The 17,753-nt window shown below is 66.0% G+C and carries 21 protein-coding genes; 10 read left to right on the top strand and 11 right to left on the bottom strand.

Features of this window, described 5'->3' with window-relative positions:
- Window positions 1–50 precede the first annotated feature (50 nt).
- Window positions 51–278 carry a zinc ribbon domain-containing protein gene (locus tag K369_RS18800; protein ID WP_036293264.1) on the bottom strand — a complete coding sequence of 76 codons (228 nt, stop codon included), beginning with the start codon at window positions 276–278 and terminating at the stop codon, window positions 51–53.
- A 78-nt stretch (window positions 279–356) separates the two neighbouring features.
- Complete coding sequence (locus K369_RS18795; protein WP_036293263.1) at window positions 357–974, bottom strand: DUF2239 family protein; 618 nt, start codon at window positions 972–974, stop codon at window positions 357–359.
- Between the two features lie 122 nt (window positions 975–1,096).
- Here K369_RS18795 and K369_RS18790 point away from each other — a divergent pair, with 122 nt between their 5' ends.
- From K369_RS18790 to K369_RS18780, 3 genes are all read left to right on the top strand, one after another.
- Window positions 1,097–2,281, top strand: a complete 1,185-nt coding sequence (locus K369_RS18790; RefSeq protein ID WP_036295843.1) for a sorbosone dehydrogenase family protein — start codon at window positions 1,097–1,099, stop codon at window positions 2,279–2,281.
- 69 nt (window positions 2,282–2,350) lie between these two features.
- Window positions 2,351–2,659, top strand: a complete 309-nt coding sequence (locus K369_RS18785; RefSeq protein ID WP_051949403.1) for a DUF1778 domain-containing protein — start codon at window positions 2,351–2,353, stop codon at window positions 2,657–2,659.
- Window positions 2,660–2,670: 11 nt separating this feature from the next.
- Window positions 2,671–3,162: a GNAT family N-acetyltransferase gene (locus tag K369_RS18780; RefSeq protein WP_051949402.1), complete on the top strand. Its 492-nt coding sequence runs from the start codon at window positions 2,671–2,673 to the stop codon at window positions 3,160–3,162.
- Here the strand turns inward: K369_RS18780 and K369_RS18775 are convergent.
- Both K369_RS18775 and dapF read right to left on the bottom strand, forming a co-directional pair.
- A complete protein-coding gene (locus tag K369_RS18775) occupies window positions 3,159–4,310 on the bottom strand; it encodes a MiaB/RimO family radical SAM methylthiotransferase (RefSeq protein ID WP_036293258.1) in 1,152 nt (383 codons plus the stop codon). The two genes, K369_RS18780 and K369_RS18775, sit on opposite strands and share 4 nt — an antisense overlap.
- Entirely contained in the window at window positions 4,307–5,173 is an 867-nt protein-coding gene (gene dapF / locus K369_RS18770) for a diaminopimelate epimerase (RefSeq protein WP_036295841.1), read from the bottom strand. The genes K369_RS18775 and dapF overlap by 4 nt, the downstream gene beginning before the upstream one ends.
- A gap of 90 nt (window positions 5,174–5,263) precedes the next feature.
- On the opposite strand from dapF, the gene K369_RS18765 reads away from it, so the two are divergent.
- Entirely contained in the window at window positions 5,264–6,013 is a 750-nt protein-coding gene (locus K369_RS18765) for a GyrI-like domain-containing protein (RefSeq protein WP_036293256.1), read from the top strand.
- Between the two features lie 16 nt (window positions 6,014–6,029).
- Here the strand turns inward: K369_RS18765 and K369_RS18760 are convergent, their stop codons facing one another.
- The 3 genes from K369_RS18760 to K369_RS18750 form a co-directional block, all read right to left on the bottom strand.
- A complete protein-coding gene (locus K369_RS18760) occupies window positions 6,030–6,317 on the bottom strand; it encodes a DUF1778 domain-containing protein (RefSeq protein ID WP_036293254.1) in 288 nt (95 codons plus the stop codon).
- Between the two features lie 98 nt (window positions 6,318–6,415).
- Complete coding sequence (locus tag K369_RS18755) at window positions 6,416–6,640, bottom strand: helix-turn-helix transcriptional regulator (RefSeq protein WP_036293252.1); 225 nt, start codon at window positions 6,638–6,640, stop codon at window positions 6,416–6,418.
- Between the two features lie 5 nt (window positions 6,641–6,645).
- Complete coding sequence (locus tag K369_RS18750) at window positions 6,646–7,209, bottom strand: DUF2975 domain-containing protein (RefSeq protein ID WP_036295839.1); 564 nt, start codon at window positions 7,207–7,209, stop codon at window positions 6,646–6,648.
- Between the two features lie 118 nt (window positions 7,210–7,327).
- Here K369_RS18750 and K369_RS24910 point away from each other — a divergent pair, with 118 nt between their 5' ends.
- From K369_RS24910 to K369_RS18730, 4 genes are all read left to right on the top strand, one after another.
- Entirely contained in the window at window positions 7,328–7,960 is a 633-nt protein-coding gene (locus K369_RS24910) for a hypothetical protein (RefSeq protein WP_051949400.1), read from the top strand.
- Window positions 7,961–8,054: 94 nt separating this feature from the next.
- Complete coding sequence (locus K369_RS18740; protein ID WP_036293250.1) at window positions 8,055–8,756, top strand: TerC family protein; 702 nt, start codon at window positions 8,055–8,057, stop codon at window positions 8,754–8,756.
- A 2-nt stretch (window positions 8,757–8,758) separates the two neighbouring features.
- Window positions 8,759–9,589, top strand: coding sequence for an alpha/beta hydrolase (locus tag K369_RS18735; RefSeq protein WP_051949399.1), 831 nt, complete (start codon window positions 8,759–8,761; stop codon window positions 9,587–9,589).
- Between the two features lie 88 nt (window positions 9,590–9,677).
- The gene (locus K369_RS18730; protein WP_051949398.1) at window positions 9,678–10,664 is read left to right on the top strand and encodes a phosphoribosylaminoimidazolesuccinocarboxamide synthase; all 987 of its coding nucleotides are present in this window, start codon (window positions 9,678–9,680) and stop codon (window positions 10,662–10,664) included.
- Between the two features lie 61 nt (window positions 10,665–10,725).
- Here the strand turns inward: K369_RS18730 and K369_RS18725 are convergent, their stop codons facing one another.
- Together K369_RS18725 and rpsU are read right to left on the bottom strand one after the other, a co-directional pair.
- On the bottom strand, window positions 10,726–11,601 hold the full coding sequence (locus K369_RS18725) for a tetratricopeptide repeat protein (protein WP_036293248.1): 876 nt from the start codon (window positions 11,599–11,601) through the stop codon (window positions 10,726–10,728).
- Between the two features lie 106 nt (window positions 11,602–11,707).
- Window positions 11,708–11,947, bottom strand: a complete 240-nt coding sequence (gene rpsU, locus K369_RS18720; protein WP_018267543.1) for a 30S ribosomal protein S21 — start codon at window positions 11,945–11,947, stop codon at window positions 11,708–11,710.
- A gap of 303 nt (window positions 11,948–12,250) precedes the next feature.
- Between rpsU and K369_RS18715 the strand changes: the two genes are divergently transcribed.
- Window positions 12,251–13,105 carry an NADPH-dependent oxidoreductase gene (locus K369_RS18715; protein ID WP_036293246.1) on the top strand — a complete coding sequence of 285 codons (855 nt, stop codon included), beginning with the start codon at window positions 12,251–12,253 and terminating at the stop codon, window positions 13,103–13,105.
- Between the two features lie 297 nt (window positions 13,106–13,402).
- A complete protein-coding gene (gene thrS, locus K369_RS18710; RefSeq protein WP_036293244.1) occupies window positions 13,403–15,337 on the top strand; it encodes a threonine--tRNA ligase in 1,935 nt (644 codons plus the stop codon).
- 98 nt (window positions 15,338–15,435) lie between these two features.
- Here the strand turns inward: thrS and K369_RS18705 are convergent, their stop codons facing one another.
- Window positions 15,436–16,845, bottom strand: coding sequence for a HAMP domain-containing sensor histidine kinase (locus tag K369_RS18705; RefSeq protein WP_051949397.1), 1,410 nt, complete (start codon window positions 16,843–16,845; stop codon window positions 15,436–15,438).
- Window positions 16,842–17,519: a response regulator transcription factor gene (locus K369_RS18700; RefSeq protein ID WP_036293242.1), complete on the bottom strand. Its 678-nt coding sequence runs from the start codon at window positions 17,517–17,519 to the stop codon at window positions 16,842–16,844. The genes K369_RS18705 and K369_RS18700 overlap by 4 nt, the downstream gene beginning before the upstream one ends.
- Window positions 17,520–17,753: the final 234 nt, after the last annotated feature.

The following is a 17,753-nucleotide window of genomic DNA, read 5'->3' as shown; positions in this document are numbered from 1 at the left end:
AGTCAACCGTCGATATAGAACTATTCGCGGCGAACGCCTGAAATTCGCGCTCAGCCGCAATCGGCGAAGGCGGGGCAGGAGGCGCCGCAGCCGCCCGCTCCGCCCATGGAGGCGCAGGAGGCTTCGGTCTCGCCGCCGCTCGCCGGCTTGGCGATCAGCGAGAGCTGGCGCGTCAATTCGACGCCGCCGCAGGCCGGACAGGCGGGAATTTCGTCCGAGCGCACCAATGTCTCGAATTCATTGTCGCAGGAATTGCAGCTATAGGCGTAGAGCGGCATTTAAATCCTCGTCGCCGGAAGCGGATGTCGCGCGTTACATGCGCTCCCGACCGCGCCATTGCAAGCCGGGAGTCCCGCTCACGCGCCGCCTGCTTCGGCGAGGCGCAGCGCATAGGCGCGCACATCCTGTGGCCAATCAGCCATGATCGATTCGAATCGCGCCGCATCGCCGGCGAAGAGCGCGCGCAACGCTTCCTCATAGCCGGGAAGATTTCCCGCTATGGCGGAGAGAAAGCGATAGGCGGCCTCGCGCGCCTCGCGCTTATGGCTCTCCGTTCCGCCCTCGCGACGCGCAGTCTCGACGAGGCGGCGCAGCGTCGCCGAAGCGCCGCCCGGCTGCGCGGCGAGCCAGTCCCAATGGCGCGGCAGCAGCGTGACCTCGCGCGCGACAACGCCGAGCCTCGGCCGTCCGCGACCGCGCGCGCCTTCCTCCGCGCCTTCCGCCGGAGCGGCGTCGCTGCGCTCTCTGCCGGGAGAGGCGGCGGCGAGCCGCGCGATGATCTCCGGCTTGGCGCCGCGCAGATCGAGATCGACCACCTCGCCGGTGGCGTCGTCGAAAGTGAGGACATAGCCATCGGCCGCATCGGCGTTCTTCACCGCCAAGGCGACCTCGACCAGCGGGCCGGCGGCCAGAATGCGGCCGTCGGCGAAAGCGGCGCAGGGCCGCGACAGGCGGGAGAGAGCGTCTTTTTCCATGCGCAAATTATACCCGGTATAAATTTGTTGAGTCAATAATACCCGGGATAAATATTTTGCGCGGCGCCGGCGGTCTGCGCCCCTATCTCTCCGAGAGGCGCGGCCGCCCCGGAGATTCCCCGATGATCGCCCGTTTCCTCCTCTGCCTTTTCCTGAGCGCGACCTTCTTGCTGAACGCCGATGCGGCGCCTTCGGCGCAGGACGAGGCGAAGCAAATCGAGAAGGACCTGCGCCGCATTCAGCTGCCGGAGGGGTTTTCCATCTCGCTCTATGCGCTGGTTCCGCACGCGCGGACGCTCGCCATTGGCCCGCGCGGCGAGGCGATTTTCGTCGGCACGGATGCGAGCCGCATTCATGTGCTGATTCCGGGCGGCGAGCGCGCCGCCTCGGTCGAGACATTCGCGGCGGATGCGCCTTTCGTCATTCCGCATGGGCTCTGCTTCGACGCGGAGGGAACATTGTTCGTCGTCGAGCAGAATCGCATTTCGAGCTTTGCTTCAGCCGAGAGCGACTGGCGCCGGCTCGCCTGGAAGGATGCGCGCAGCCTAGCGCCGCAAGGCGGGCTCATCCCGGTCGCCGAGCAGAGCGCCAATCACACGACGCGCATCTGTCGCGTCGGGCCGGACGGCAAGCTCTATGTCTCGCTGGGCCAGCCCTACAATGTCACGCCGCGCGATAAGCTCGAGCTCTATGAGCGCATCGGCATGGGAGGCATCATCCGCATGAATCGCGACGGCTCCGGCCGCGAGGTTTTCGCGCGGGGCGTTCGCAATTCGGTCGGCATGGATTTCGACCCTGCGGACGGAACGCTCTGGTTCACCGACAATCAGGTCGATCGCATGGGCGACGACACGCCGCCCGGCGAGCTGAATCGCGCGCCGCGGGCGGGACTGCATTTCGGCTTTCCCTGGTATGGCGGCGGCCATGTGCGAACTTACGAATATTCGCGCGATACGCCGCCGGAGGGCGGCGTCTTTCCGCAAGTGGAGGAGGCGCCGCACGCCGCCGATCTCGGCATGATCTTCTATCGCGGCTCGGCTTTCCCGCCCTATTATCGCGGCGGGATTTTCTCGGCGCAGCACGGCTCCTGGGACCGCACCATGCCGGTCGGCGCGCGCGTGATGTTCACCCGCGTCGGCCCGGAGGGAAAGCGCGGCGTCAGCGAGCCTTTCGCGGAAGGGTGGAACAATGGCGATCCGCAATATCTCGGCCGGCCCGTGGATGTGGCGGAGCTGCCGGACGGATCGCTGCTGGTGACGGACGACCAGAATGGGGCGATCTATCGGATCGTTTATAGGGCGCCGTGACGAATGTCGTTTTGTGTTGACACTATCCACACAAAGGCCTTTCAATAGCTGATCGCGGAGGAGAGTCGAATGCCGACCCGGGCGTCGAAACAGCCGGCGGCGCCGGCCAGAGAACGTCACGACTCCACAGTGAATGTGCGCATGTCGACGACGACGCGCAATCTGATCGACACCGCGGCCTCGCTCCTCGGCAAGACGCGTAGCGAGTTCATCACGGAGAGCGCTCGGCAGCATGCGGTCGACATATTGCTCGACCAACGTCTGTTCGTGCTGAACGAAAAAGACTTTGCGGAATTCGAAGCGGCGCTGGATCGGCCGCCGCCGCCCAATGAAGACCTCAGAGCGCTGCTGAAGAAGAAGCCTCTATGGGAGAAATAGAGCGCGGGGCGATGTTTCATGCGCCCGCGCGGCTCGATCCGACCAAGCATGATTTTCGGTCCTTCGATTGCGGCAAGCCGTCGCTGAACGAATGGCTGAAGCAACATGCGGCCGCGAGCGAAGGACGTAGCGCGAGAAGCTATGTCGCCTGTGAGGGCGATACGGTTATCGGCTATTACTGCATTTCCGCGGGCTCGATCGAGCGAGCGGCGATGCCTTCGAAGGTCCGCAAGCACGGACTGCCCAATCCGATCCCGGTGAGCGTCATCGGCAGGTTGGCGCGGGATCTACGCTACGCGGGCAAGGGGCTGGGGGACGATCTGCTCGCCGATACGCTGAAGAGAATTCTCTCCGCGTCGCAGACGATCGGCGTGCGAGGCGTGATTGTCCACGCGCTCGATGAGGAGTCGGCTCCGTTCTATACGAGACGTGGGTTTCTTCCCTGCAAGCTCGGCGAGCGGACGTTTTTTATGCCGATCGAAACAATCGAGCGCGCGATCTAAACCCCGCTCGACGCCTTCCCGTCATGCCCCGTCACGCGAACATCCAGCATGCGCCCCGCTTCCGCGCCGGGCGTGCGGATGGGAGTGAAATCTTCGGCGCGGGCCATGCCGCCTTTTTCCGTCAGCACACGCAATGTCTTGCCGATCTGCGCGTCGAGATGGCGGATGAGCGCCGCGTCTCCGGCCGCGCGCAGGCGGGCGGCGCGTTCTTTCACCAATGCGCCATTGACCTGCGGCATCAGCGCCGCCGGCGTTCCGGGACGCGGCGAATAGGGGAAGACATGCAGATGCGTCAGCCCGCATTGCTCGACGAGAGCGAGCGTGCGCGCGAACATGTCTTCCGTCTCGGTGGGAAAGCCCACGATGAAATCAGCGCCGAAGACGATATCCGGCCGCGCTTCGCGCAGCTCGGCGCAAAAGCGGATGGCGTCGGCGCGCGAATGCCGGCGCTTCATGCGCTTCAGAATGAGGTCGTCGCCGGCTTGCAGCGAGAGATGCAGATGCGGCATGAGCCGCGGCTCGCTGCGCATGCAGTCCAACAGCTCGGCGTCCGCCTCTATGCAGTCGATGGAGGAGAGCCGCAGCCGCTCGAGCTGCGGCAATTCCCGCAGCAGCGCGCGCGCGAGTCCGCCGAGCGTAACGCCCTCGGCGGAATAGCTGGTGAGATCGACGCCGGTCAGCACGATCTCGCGCTTGCCGCTCTCGACCAGCCGCCGCGCCTCGGCGACGACCTCGGCCGGCGCGATGGAGCGCGAGGGGCCGCGGCCCAAGGGAATGATGCAGAAAGTGCAGCTATGGTCGCAGCCGTTCTGCACGGCGAGAAAGGCGCGCGTCTGCCCCTCGGCGGCGCTGTCGGCGCGCGGCGCGCCCGGCTCGGCGAGCACGCGCGCGACGCCATCCATTGCGGCGAAGCTCGCGGGATCGATGCGCGCCGCGCAGCCGGCGACGACGATCTCGGCCGCCGGCCGCTCGCGATGAAGGCGGCGGATCGCTTGCCGCGCCTGGCGCGTCGCCTCCGCCGTCACGGCGCAGGTATTGACGATGACGCGCTCGCTTTGCGCGCCGGCGCGCGCCTCGCGCAGCAGCCGCTCCGAATCGACGTAATTGAGGCGGCAGCCGAAGGTGACGATGTCGACCGCGGCGCTCACGCGTCCAGCTCGGCGAAGAAGCCGGCTTCCAGCTCCGTCTCGAATTCGAGCTCGACGTCGCCGGTCATCATCACATGATCGTCCGGCCCCCAGGCGATGACCAGCTCGCCGCCGGGAAGGCGAATGCGCGCCTCGCGCGCCGAGAGGCCGGCGCGGGCGGCCGCCACCAGCGTCGCGCAGGCGGCCGAGCCGCAGGCGCGCGTCTCGCCCGTGCCGCGCTCCCAGACGCGCAGCAAAATCTCATCCGGCGCGACGATCTTGGCGAAGGAGATATTGGCGCGCTCGGGGAAGAGCCTGTGATGCTCGAGCTGCGGCCCGAGCGTGGCGAGATCGAGAGCGAGCGGGTCCTCGACGAAGAAGACCGCATGAGGATTGCCCATATTGACTGCCGAAAAGGCGGCCGGCGCCCCCTGGACTTCAGGCGCGAGCGGCACATTTCTCGTATCGGGGGCTTCGGCGGCGAGCGGCACGTCCCGCCAGCCGAGACGAGGCGCGCCCATATCGACGGTAAAGCGCGTCTCGCCCGCGCGCCATGTGCGCACCGGGCCGGCCTCGGTCTCCAGCGTCAGCGCCTCGCCTTCGCCGGCGCGGCCGAGCACATAGGCGACGCAGCGCGTGCCATTGCCGCAGGCGGCGGAGAGCGAGCCGTCGGTATTGTAGATGCGCATATAAGCGTTCGCGTCCGCATGGCGCGGCGCATGCAGGACCATCAGCTGGTCGAAGCGCAGGCCGGGGGCGCGGGCGATGGCGCGCGCCTCGGCGGGCGCGACCTCGAGGCCCGCGCGGCGCAAGTCGAGAACGAGAATTTCATTGCCGATCCCGTTCATGCGAAAGATCGGGAGGCCGGCGAGCGGGCTGGTCATCATGCCGTTCATTTCCTGTTACAGGCGTATATAGAGAATCGAATCGCGACGCTATGGCCGGCGCCCGCGCTTTCAAAGAGGACGAGACCCATGAGCAATTCGAGCGATGAGGGCTTCACGCAGAGATTGAAGCGCGCTTGGCCCTTTGTCGCGGGTCTGGCCGTTCTCGCCGTCGTCGCGGGAGCCTTTTTCGGCGCGACATCCACTCCGCCGACCTCCACCGCCGTCGTGACGGCGCCGGGCGCGCAGGTCGCGGCGGAGACGCCGCAAAAGCCCGCGCCCGCCGCGCCGGACAGCCCCGTCGCGCCGAAGCCGACGCTCGACCTCAACGAGCCCTCTCAGGCCGAGGCGGAGGCCCAGGCGCAAGCCGACGCCGTCGCCGGCCAGGCGACCGATATCATTGCCCGGCCCGTCCTCAAATTGCGCGGGCAGGGCACATGGACGGAGGGGCTCAAGACGCTCTCCGAGGCTATCTCCAGCCTGCGCATCGCCGCCTCCAAGGCCGGCCTCACCGCGGACGGCCGTCCGCTGGTCGCCTTCACCGAGACGGATGACAATGGCTTTCATTTCGAGGCCATGCTGCCGCTGACGCGCCCGCCCGAGGCCAAGGCCAAATTCGAGCATGGCGTCGAGGCCGGCGCCTCGCCCGCCGGCAAGGCGCTGAAGTTCCAGCATCGCGGGCCTTATGAGGAGATCGACTCGACCTATGAGGCGATCACCGCTTTTCTGGACGAGAAGGGTCTCGACACGAAAAATCTGTTCGTCGAGGAATATCTCACCGATTTGAAGACCAGCGACGACGATGGGCTCGAGGTGGATATTTATGTGTTCTTGAAGTGAGAGCAGGACTCCGCGGTCACTTCGGAGCCTCGACGAGTCGGCGATAGGCGTCGGCGGCGCGCAGCAGCCCCGGCGCCGGCGTCGTTGGGTCGAGGACGGCGTCAGCGAAAATTCGCTGATCTTCCACCGAGAGACGGATGACCTGTGTTTCTGCGATCGTGCGCAGCGCCGCTTCCAGCGCGGCGACGGCCACGAAATCACCGACGCTGCGGCCTTGGATTTCGGCGGCGCGTTCGATCATGGCCAGCGCCTCCAATCCGAGACGTACTTCCAGCTTGGCCGTTCGCTCATTGTCCTCGCTCATGACGTCTCCGAAAGTCAGCAAAATTATGTATGCGCGCTGTGAGGCAAAGCAGCCCGCGGTAGCGGGACAATGCTCCGTGCGCTGATTTGCCGGACAAATCAACCGCCCTTCTCCTGCTCCTCCGGCCGATATTCCAGAATGTCGCCCGGCTGGCAGTCCAAGACCTCGCAGATTTTCTCCAGCGTATCGAAGCGAATTCCTTTCACCTTGCCGGATTTCAAAAGGCTCACATTCTGCTCGGCGATGCCGATACGTTGCGCGAGATCGCGCGAGCGCATCTTGCGCCGCGCGAGCATCACGTCGAGATTGACCACGATCGCCATGGCGCTCACACGAATTGCGCGTTTTCGCCGGCGATGTCGGCGGCGGTCTTGAAGATATGCGCTATGGCGATCAGCATCAGCAGGAAGATGACGTTCAGCAGATCCTCGAGCTTTATGTAGCCGTGATGGCTCTGCGCATAGGGAAGATGCGAGGCGATGGCCAGAATGATCGCGGAGCGCATCGCCATGTCCAGAAGGACTGTGATCAGTCCGATGACGCCCGCGCGCCGCAGCCATAGCGCCGCCTCCGCGGAGAAGACGCCGCCCTCGAGATAGAGGCTGAACACGCGCCACAGGCAAAAGCAGATGACGGCGACAAAGACCCAGACGAAGAGGCTCAGCGCCGTCGCCGCCGCATATTGGCCTTGCGAAGCGCCCGAAACGTCGATCTGCAACAGCTCGCGAAAGTGGCGCTCGACCTTTCCGGCGTCGGCCCAGAAGGTCAGTATCGCGAGGAGATCGGCCGCCGCGAAGAAAACGACGAGCGCCCGAATTGTTTGGCAGATCCATCCGATGCGCGCCCGCAGCGCGGAAAGACGCGGGTCTTGGAAAGCAATGGCGTCGATCATGGGATTCCATCCTTTCGGCGGCTCGGCAAAATGGCCAGCCAGCGCGATTAAAATAATTTGACGCATATTATTTTTAATGTCAAACATGAAAATATCATCGAACAACAGGAAGCGATCCATGACCCGTGGCCTCCCGTCTCTCGCGCTCGCCTCTGCTCTTTTTCTTTCGGCCTGCAACGGCGTTCCGCTCTCCACGCAGTGGAAGCTGCGCTCCTTCGATCTCTCGACCGCCGATGTCGCTCCGCTCCGCGTCGCCTTGCGCGCGCCCGATTGGCTCGAGCCGACGCCGACGAGCGCGCGCGTCGTCGCCACCTATTGGCGCGAAGGCGAGGAAGCGGCGAAGCGCGTGCTGACGATTCGCCTCGTCCCCGCCGCGCATGCGGAAGACCGGCCCATTCTCGCCGGGCTCGACTCGGCGACGAACGGCGGGCTGATGGTTTTCGAGGCCGACAGGCGCGATCTCGCCGCCATTCGCGCCGCGCAGGAGGAGGGAAAGCGCTGGCGCGAGAGCGGCGCGAAAGCCCATGGCGCGCTCGATCTCGAGGGCGGGCTCTATTGCCGCCGCGCGGAAATCCCCGCTGGCGCGGTGATTTTCGACGTTTATGCGCATGCGGATGACGCGCTCGGCTGGCTGCCTCTGCTGCTCGGCCATGACGCGCATCCGCCCGGCGCGGATGAGAAGAAGCTCGCCGAATTCATGCCGCCTTGCGCGCCGGCGCCGGCCGATGTCGCGGCCAAGACGCGGCGATAGCGCGAAGCGCCACCGATCTCGCTGGCGCTCGCCCCATGAAGCGCGATATGATCGCGCGCATACTGCCCTCGGGCAGGGTTGGACACCCAAGTCAATGAACGGCGACGAGCTTTCCGTCGGCTTCCAAGTCTTAGAGATCATCTGGATCGATCTGCTTCTCTCCGGCGACAATGCGATTCTCATCGCTCTCGCCTGTCACAAGCTTCCGAAACAGCAGCGACGATGGGGCATTTTGCTGGGCGCGGGCGGCGGCGTGCTGCTGCGTATCGCCTTCGCCTTCGTGGTCATTCAGCTCATGGCGATTCCGGCGCTCAAGGCGCTCGGCGGGCTGATGCTGCTCGGCGTCGCCACCAAGCTGCTCGTCGACGAGACCGAGCATCATATGGAGGCCAAAGAGGACCTCTGGGGCGCGGTGGCGGCCATCATCATGGCCGATGCGGTGATGTCGCTCGACAATGTCATCGCCATCGCCGGCGCGGCGGAAGGCTCCATGCCGCTCATCATCTTCGGCCTCGCCGTGTCGGTGCCGATCGTGGTCTTCGGCGCCGGCCTGCTGATGCAGGCGCTGTCGCGTTTTCCCATTCTGGTCTGGGCGGGCGCGGGCCTGCTCGGCTGGATTTCGGGCGAGCTCATCGCCAGCGATCCGATCTGGGAGAAATTCGGCTGGACCGCGCCGGCGCATTTCGAGCTCGGCGCCTCTATCGCCGGCGCCGTTCTCGTGCTCGTCGCGGGCTTCATCGCGGTGAAGCTCGATGAGCGCGCCGAGGCGCGGCGCAAGGCCGAAAGCGGAGGCTGACCATGGCGCTGGCGTTGCTGAAATGGGCGGCGCTCGTCGTTGTCGGAGCCTATGTTCTGGCGGCGGCGGCGCTCGGCCTGTTTCAGCGGCGCCTGCAATATCTGCCGGACATGCGCCAGATATCGCCGCAGCAGGCGGGGCTCTCCGGCGTCGAGGAGCTGAAGCTCGCGACCTCGGACGGCGAGACGATCGTCGCCTGGCATGCGCCGCCGCGCGAGGGGCGGCCGGTGCTGCTCTATTTCCACGGCAACGCCGGCGGGCTCGTCGATCGCGTCGCGCGCTTTCGATTTTTCTTGGGCGAAGGCTATGGCTTTCTCGCCATCGCCTATCGCGGCTATGCCGGCTCCAGCGGAACGCCGACGCAAGAGGGCCTGATACGCGACGCCGAGGCCGCCTATGCGGAGGCCCGCGCCCGCGGCTATGGGCCGGAGCGGATCGTCATTGTCGGCGAATCATTGGGCTCGGGCGTCGCGACGCAGCTCGCCGCGCGGCGGGAGGCGGCGGCGCTGGCGCTCGACTCGCCCTTCTCCTCGGCGGCCGATGTCGCCGAGACGCGCTATGGCTTTCTGCCGGTGCGCTGGCTGATGCTGGATCAGTTCCGCTCCGATCTCGCCATTCGCGACGTGCATGTTCCCGTGCTGATCGTGCATGGCGACAAGGATGGCGTGGTGCCGATCGCGCTCGGCCGCAAGCTCTTCGATCTCGCCAATGAGCCGAAGCGCTTCGTGCTCGTGTCCGGCGGGCAGCATCTGGTGCTGGGTTTGCCCGATGTGTTTCCGCGCGTCGCCCGCTGGGTGGACGCCGCCCTCGAGACCTCGATCGTGAAACGATAATGTCCAATAAGACGGCCAGCGGACATTAGCCGTCGCGGCTTCAAAGGCGCGCTAACGACAAGACCGCGAGGCGGTCAGGGAAACCATCATGTCCACGATCGACGAAACCAGACTGGCGGCCAGCCGCCACCAAGTGATGAGGGAGGCGATCGACACGCGCCTGCCCGGCCTCTACCGCGGCAAGGTGCGCGACAACTACGACCTAGCTGACGGGCGGCGTATCCTGGTCACGTCCGACCGTTTGTCGGCCTTCGACCGGATCCTGTGCTGTATTCCGTTCAAGGGCCAAGTGCTGAATGGCATCGCCCGCTGGGCCTTCGAGCATACCGCCGACCTCTGCCCCAACCACGTGCTGGACTACCCCGACCCGAACATCGTCGTTGGCCGGCGCCTAGAGATCCTGCCGGTGGAGATCGTTGTGCGGGGCTATTTGGCGGGCACGACCAGCACCTCGATCCTGACCATGTACCGGGCTGGTCGCCGGCAGATGTACGGACAACTGCTTCCCGACGGCCTCGCCGACAATCAGGCGCTCGAGACGCCGATCATCACCCCCACCAGCAAGGCCGCCGACGGCGCTCATGACCAGCCGCTGACTGAAGGCGAGATCCTCGCGAGCGGGTTGCTCAGCGAAGGCCAGTGGCGGCAGGTGAGCGAAGCCGCCCTCGCTCTGTTCGCCCGAGGCCGAGCTCTGGCCGCTGAACGCGGCCTGATCCTCGCCGACACCAAATATGAGTTCGGGCTCGACGCCCAGGGAACCCTCCGCCTCGCAGACGAGATTCATACCCCCGATTCCAGCCGCTACTGGCGGGCGGACACCTATCCTCAGCGCCTGGCCGCCGGGGAGCGCCCGGACAGCTTCGACAAGGATGTGATCCGCGAATGGGTCGCCGCGCGATATGATCCGTACGGGAATGATGTCCCGGAAATCCCCCCGGAACTGATCTGGAAGACCGCGCTGACCTACGTCGAGGCCTACGAGCGAATCACCGGACGGGCGTTCGAGCCCCCTCCACCCGCGCCACCGGTGCACGAGCGCGTGCTGGCGGCTCTGGGGAATTTCCACGAGCGTTGAGATCTCGTGCATCCGCGTTGCGCTCGTCGAGCCGCGGCGTCTCTAGGCGAGCGCTCGAGGCTCAGCCGCGCGAGGAGCCCTGTTTCGCGATCGGCTGCTGCGGATCGAGCGCCAGAGCGCGCTGATAGGATTCCGCCGCCTTCTGGCGATTGCCCTTGCGCTCATAGGCGAGGCCGAGCCAGGCCCAGGCCGGCGCGCTCCTATTGTCGACATTGAGCGCCGCGTTGAAATCCTCGATCGCCTTGTCGTAGTTGCCGAGCGTCACGAGGCTCTCGCCGCGCGCCTGATAGGGCGCCGCCGCGAAAGGATCACGGTCGATGGCGTTGTCGAAATCGGTGACGGCGCGCTGATTGTCGCCGCGCTTCTGATGGATCAGCCCCCGCGCGTGAAAGGCTTGCGCGCTCTCGGGATTGAGCTTGATCGCGGCGTCGAGATCGGCGAGCGCCTGATCGAGATTGCCCTGCGCGCGCAACAGATTGGCGCGGCCGATATAGGCCGGCGCGTGGCTGGGGTTCACGTCTATGGCGCGGTCGAAGTCGAGCCGCGCCTGATCGTTGCGGCCGATCTGGCGGAAGGCGAGAGCGCGATTGGTGAAGGCGGCGGCGCTGTTGGGCTCGATCTTGATCGCCTGGGAGAAATCGGCGATCGCCTCCTGGAACTGGCCGATCTTGGCCAGCGCAACGCCGCGCGTATTATAGGCCTCCGGCGTCGGATTGCGGCGCACGACCTCGGAGAGCGACTCGATATTGGCGTTGGCGGCTCTCGGATCGGCGGCGTCGGTCTCGGCGAAGCCGCGTCCCGGCGGCCGAAGCACGCCGGCGGTCTCGCAGCCGGCGAGGGCGAGCAGAGTCAGCATTGCGACGCCCGCGCGCAGAGGCGCGCAGCGGCAAAATGTGAGGGACGTCCGGCGAACCGCCGATCCGAGCGGCAATTCCATTCCGTCCGACCTCCTCAGACAAGTCCTGAAAGCGCTTCGAATGCGCGACGAAGACGAATGATAGCGGGCAATTCGGCGAGATTTCGACGCGCCCGCCTTTTTTCGATCAGCGGCCGCCGACGGCGGGCTTCGCCTTCACGGGCAGCAGGCCTTCGCGCTGCAGCTTCTTGCGGGCGAGCTTGCGGGCGCGGCGCACGGCCTCGGCCTTCTCGCGGGCGCGCTTCTCCGAGGGCTTCTCATAATGGCCGCGGAGCTTCATCTCACGGAAAATGCCTTCGCGCTGCATCTTCTTCTTCAGCGCCTTGAGAGCCTGGTCGACATTATTGTCGCGGACGAGAACTTGCACGAAGCGATCCTGTTTCTAGAGGCGGCGCGCGCCCCGGGTGGAGACGTTGCTGCGGGTGAGAATAGTCGGTCGGGCGCTGACGGAGCGCCTGACCCGTGCGCGGGGGATTAACAGAACTGCCCGGCGTTGTCCACAAGGAGCGGCTCGGACGCCGCCGCTATCCGTACAAGCCGAGGGGTCGGCGCCTGCGCCGTCCGCTTCCTCTTTTCCGACGGCGCAGGGTGGATTTTTGCGGCCGCTTTCGCCACCATGCCGCAAAGCGCGCGTAAGTGCGCGCGTCACGCGGCGTTTTCTGGAGACGATATGAACAAGCCGATCACCAAAGGGGAATTGAGCGCGGCCGATGGCGCGGAGGCGATCCGCGCCCGCTATCGCCGCGACGACTCGCCCACGCCGCCCGTTTGGAACGAGACGCTCGATCTTCTGCTCGCGCATCGGTCCATCCGCGCCTATCTGCCGGAAAAAATTCCCGCGGAGACTCTGGCGACCGTCGTGGCCGCCGCGCAATCGGCCGCCACCTCCTCCAATCTCCAGGTCTGGAGCCTCGTCGCCGTGGAGGACGAGGCGCGCAAGAGCCGCCTCGCCGATCTCGCCGGCAATCAGCAGCATATTCGCGACGCGCCTTTGTTTCTTCTGTGGCTCGCCGATCTCTCGCGGCTCGAGAATATCGGCAAGGAGCAGGGCCGCGACGGGGCGGCGCTGCCCTATCTCGAAATGTTCCTCACCGCCGCGATCGACGCCGGCCTCGCCGCGCAAAATGCGCTGGTCGCGCTGGAGTCTCTCGGCTTCGGCGGGGTCTATATCGGCGGGATTCGCAACAAGCCGGAGGAAGTGGCGAAGGAGCTGGACCTGCCGCCGGGCGTTTTCGCCGTCTTCGGCATGGCGGTCGGCCGTCCCGATCCGGCCAAGGCCGGCGGCGTGCGCCCGCGCCTCGGCCAAGGAGCCGTTCTGCATCGCGAGCAATATGCCTGGAACGAGGCGCAGCGCGAGGCGGTGAAGACCTATGACGAGAAGTTCCGCGATTTCCAGAAGGAGGCGGGCCTGCCCGAGCAAGGCTGGATTCGCCAGGCGCTCTCCCGCGTGCGCGGCCCGGAGAGCCTCAGCGGCCGCGATCGGCTGAAGGAGGCGCTGCGGGCGCTGGGATTCGCGTTGAAATAAGAGCGATTTCGCCGAAGGGCGCTCCACCCTCCCCTTCATGGGGAGGGTCGGCCGGCGTCAGCCGGACGGGGTGGGGAGCCCCGAGATTCGGGGCGTCACCCCCTCCCGAGCGCCTTCGGCGCTCGACCTCCCCCTCGAGGGGGAGGTGGAAACGCCTCTTCCGGCATTCGGCCGATCGACCCCGCGCCAGCGATTGCCAAGCGCGACATGCTTGCCTTATCAAGGCCCCCGGCCCATCTCGGGCCGAAAGCGACTTACGCCGACTTGTATCGGCGAGTGGGCGCATGAGGAGAGCATATGATCGCCGTAACCTTCCCCGACGGGGCGTCCCGTCAATTCGAGCCCGGCGTCTCCGGCCTCGATATCGCCAAGAGCATTTCCCCTTCCCTCGCCAAGCGAACGGTCGCCATGGCTCTCGATGGAGAGCTGCGCGACCTCGTCGATACGATCGACCGCGACGCCAAAATCGAGTTCGTCGGCCGCGAGGATCCGCGCGCGCTGGAACTGATCCGTCACGACTGCGCGCATCTGCTGGCGGAGGCCGTGCAGGAGCTGTTTCCCGGCACGCAGGTCACCATCGGCCCGGTGATCGAGAACGGCTTCTATTACGACTTCTATCGCGCCGAGCCGTTCACGCCGGACGATCTTCCCGCCATCGAGAAGAAGATGCGCGAGATCGTCGCGCGTGACGCCGCCATCACCAAGGAAGTCTGGAGCCGCGACCAGGCCAAGACCTATTTCACCGCCAAGGGCGAGGCCTTCAAGCGCGAGCTGATCGAGAGCATTCCCGGCGGCGAGGACTTGAAGATCTATCGCCAGGGCCATTGGCTCGACCTGTGCCGTGGCCCGCATCTGCCGTCGATCGGCAAAGTCGGCACCGCCTTCAAGCTGATGAAGGTGGCGGGCGCCTATTGGCGCGGCGATCACAACAACCCGATGCTCTCGCGCATCTACGGCACCGCTTTCGCGAAGCAGGAGGACCTCGACGCCTATCTGCATCGCCTCGAGGAGGCCGAGCGCCGCGATCATCGGCGCTTGGGCCGGGAGATGGATCTCTTCCATTTCCAGGAGGAGGGGCCGGGCACGATCTTCTGGCACGAGAAGGGCTGGGCGCTGTTCCAGAGCCTCGTCTCCTATATGCGCCGGCGCCAGAAGGCCGCGGGCTATCGCGAGGTGAACACGCCGCAGGTGCTCGATCGCGCTTTGTGGGAGACCTCCGGCCATTGGCAGACCTATCGCGAGAACATGTTCCTCACCAAGACCGAGGACGAGCGCATTTTCGCGTTGAAGCCGATGAACTGCCCCGGCCATGTGCAAATCTTCAAAAACGGGCTGAAGTCCTATCGCGACCTGCCGGTGAAGATCGCCGAATTCGGCATTGTGCATCGCTACGAGCCGTCGGGCGCGCTGCATGGCATGATGCGCGTGCGCGCCTTCACGCAGGACGACGCGCATATCTTCTGCAATGAGGATCAGATCATGGAGGAGGCGTTGAAGATCAACGACCTCATCCTGACGATCTACAAAGACTTCGGCTTCGACCATGTGGTGGTGAAGCTCTCCACCCGGCCGGAGAAGCATGTCGGCTCCGATGAAGCCTGGGCCAAGGCGGAGGCGGCGCTCTACAAGGTGCTCGACGAGCTGAAGGCGCGCGGCCTCGAGACCGGCGTCAATCCGGGCGAGGGCGCCTTCTATGGGCCGAAGCTCGAATATACTTTGCGCGACGCCATCGGCCGCGAATGGCAATGCGGCACGACGCAGGTAGACTTCAATCTGCCGGGCCGTTTCGGCGCCTTCTACATCGGCGCCGACAGCGAGAAGAAGACGCCGGTGATGATCCATCGCGCCATGTTCGGCTCGCTGGAGCGCTTCACCGGCATATTGATCGAGCATTACGCCGGTCATCTGCCGCTGTGGCTCTCGCCGCTGCAGATCGTGGTGTGCACCATCACGCAGGACGCCGACGACTATGCGCTCGAGGTCGCGGCGGAAGCGCGCAAGCTCGGTCTTTCGGTCGATCTCGATCTGCGCAATGAGAAGATCACCTATAAGGTGCGCGAGCATTCGCTGGCCAAGGTCCCGGCGCTGCTCGTCGTCGGCAAGAAGGAGGCGGCCGAGCGCACCGTCTCCATTCGCCGTCTCGGCTCGCAGGCGCAAAGCTCGGCGAGCCTTTCCGACGCGCTGGCCGCGCTCGCCGCCGAGGCGACGCCGCCGGATGTGAAGCAAGCCTGAGCTGCGAGACGAAGGGCGGGGCCGGCGGCGGAAAACGCCCCCGCGCCCCGCTTACTCTTCACACGGGAGAGCGCCCGCACGCGGGCTCTCGGTCGCCGTCAGGGTCGCGCGTGATCGCTCTCGTCTCGCGCCTCGCGGCGGCGCGCCGGGAAGGACAGCGCGAATGTCGCCCCGCCTCCCGGCGTGGTCTCGACGCCGATGCGGCCGCCGAGCAATGCAATCAGCTCCTGGACGATAGCGAGGCCGAGACCGTTTCCGGGCGTTTCGTCGCTGCGCCGCCAGAAGGGCTCGAAGATGAGCCCCCTATGCTTTTCATCGACGCCCTCTCCATGATCGATCACGCGAATCGTGCGATCGGCGCCGACCCGCACGAGCACAGTCCCGCCCTCCGGCTCGGCGCGCAACGCATTGTCGATGAGATTGGCGAGGGCGCATTCGATCGCGACGCGATTGCTGCGCAGCGCGACGGGCGCCGCGGGCGCCTCGAAGGCGATGCGACGGCGGGCCTTGAAGATCAGCGGCGAGTAATCGGCGACGATGCCGCGCGCGACGGCGCTGAGATCGAGATCTCGATCCGGCGACGCTTGGCCTTCGGTCAAGCGCGCGGCGACGAGCATCTGCTCGACGATCAGTTGGATGCGGCGCGTGTCGCGCTGGAGATCGACGCGAAAGCCGCGTTCCTCCGGGTTTTCGAGGCGCGCGCGCAGGATCGCGACCGGCGTGCGCAATTGATGCGCGGCGTTGGCGGTGTAGCGCCGCATGCGCGCGACGCTGGCGTCGAGACGCTTCAGCGTTCGATTCACCGCATCGACGAGCGGGCGGATCTCGCTCGGCGCATCATCGACGCATAGGCCCTGGCCGAGCGATTCGAGATCGATGCGTTCGGCCGCTTCCGCCGCGCGCCGCAAAGGGGCGAGGCTGCGTCGCACGGCGAGCCAGGCGACTGCCGCCGAAACGGAGAACACCACCGCGAGATAGAGGCTCTGGGAGACGAGCTCGTTTCGAAAAGCGTAGACGACATCCTTCCAGTTGAAGGTCATGCCGCCAGAGGCGATGAATAGGTTCCCGGTCGGAGTCTTCCAGCGCCAGACGGAGGCCGCCGTGCGACGGCCTGCATCGGAGATGAAGAAAAAGTCGAGCCCGCGCGTCTCCACCGAAGTGATCCCGATGAGCGCCGCGGAAATATCCTCGGAGGAGCCGGGGAGAGCCGGTCCGCGGATCGACTCCAGAGCGGCGTAACGCAAAGTCGGGGTGCGTCGCATCTCGTCGCGGAGCGCCGCATTGGGCTCGATATGCCGCGTTCCGTCCGCGTCCCGCACGATCGATTGCAAGACAAGATCGCGAATATAGTAATAGCTGTAGAATTCATCGATCCAATAATCATTGGCGCCGACGATGCCGAGCCCGCCGAGCGCCGTGGTTCCGAGCCATGCGACGACGATGGCGATGAGCTGCATATAGGACAGATCGACGATCAATCGGCGCGTGAGCGAGGGCGGCGGCCTCATTCCTCCGTCTCGCAGAGAAAATAGCCGACGCCGCGCACCATATGAATGTCGACGCGCGCCTCGAGCTTCTGCAGGCGCGCGCGCACGCGCGAGACGATGATCGTCAACGCATGCGACTGCACAGGCTCGTCGAAGCCCCAAATCTCCGAGGCCAGAGCCTCGCGCTCCGCGACACGGCCGGCGCGGCGCACGAGCCCCTCGAGCAGCGCCAGCTCGCGATGATGGAACACGGCGGGCCGGCCGTCGATGGCGACGGCGCGCGTTGCGGGGTCGAATTCCAGCGCGCCGACGCGGATCGGCGGGGCGGCGTCGGCGCCCGGGCGGCGCAAGGCCGCGCGTATGCGGGCCATCATCTCGTCGAGGTCGAAGGGCTTGGTGAGATAGTCGTCGGCGCCGGCGTCGAGGCCGTTGATGCGCTCGTCCACCGCATCCAGCGCGGAGAGGACCAGCACGCGGCTGCCGGGCTGACGCCGTCTGATCTCCGGGACGATGGCGAGACCATCCCCATCCGGCAGTCGCCGATCCAGCATGGCGACGGCGTAAGAATGCGCCCGCAGCGCCTCCAGCGCATCGCCCACCGAGCCGACATGATCCACCGCGAAACCATCGCGCCGCATTCGTCGCCGGATTTCTCCCGCGAGCTCGCTCTGATCTTCCACCAAGAGAATTCGCATGGGCGCCGCTCCCTGCGTTTCGACTGGACATGCTCCCGCAAAGCGAGAGCGAGGCTGAAGTCTTCCTCGGTCCCGGGCTGCATGGCAAGCGCCTGCGCCTGCTTCGAGCGGCGAGAACGGGGGCGACGCTTTGAGCGCCCTCCGCGATTCTGTCGAGGCGAGCCGGCGGGCGTAGTCGATCGCCTCCTCGTTCGAGACCTGCTCGCCGGTTCGGCGTGGTTCCCGATCGATCGC

The sequence above is a fragment of the Methylosinus sp. PW1 genome, assembly GCF_000745215.1.
Taxonomy (GTDB): domain Bacteria; phylum Pseudomonadota; class Alphaproteobacteria; order Rhizobiales; family Beijerinckiaceae; genus Methylosinus.
Note: the sequence above shows the minus strand (reverse complement) of the source record. Positions and strands in the feature narration are given on the sequence as shown.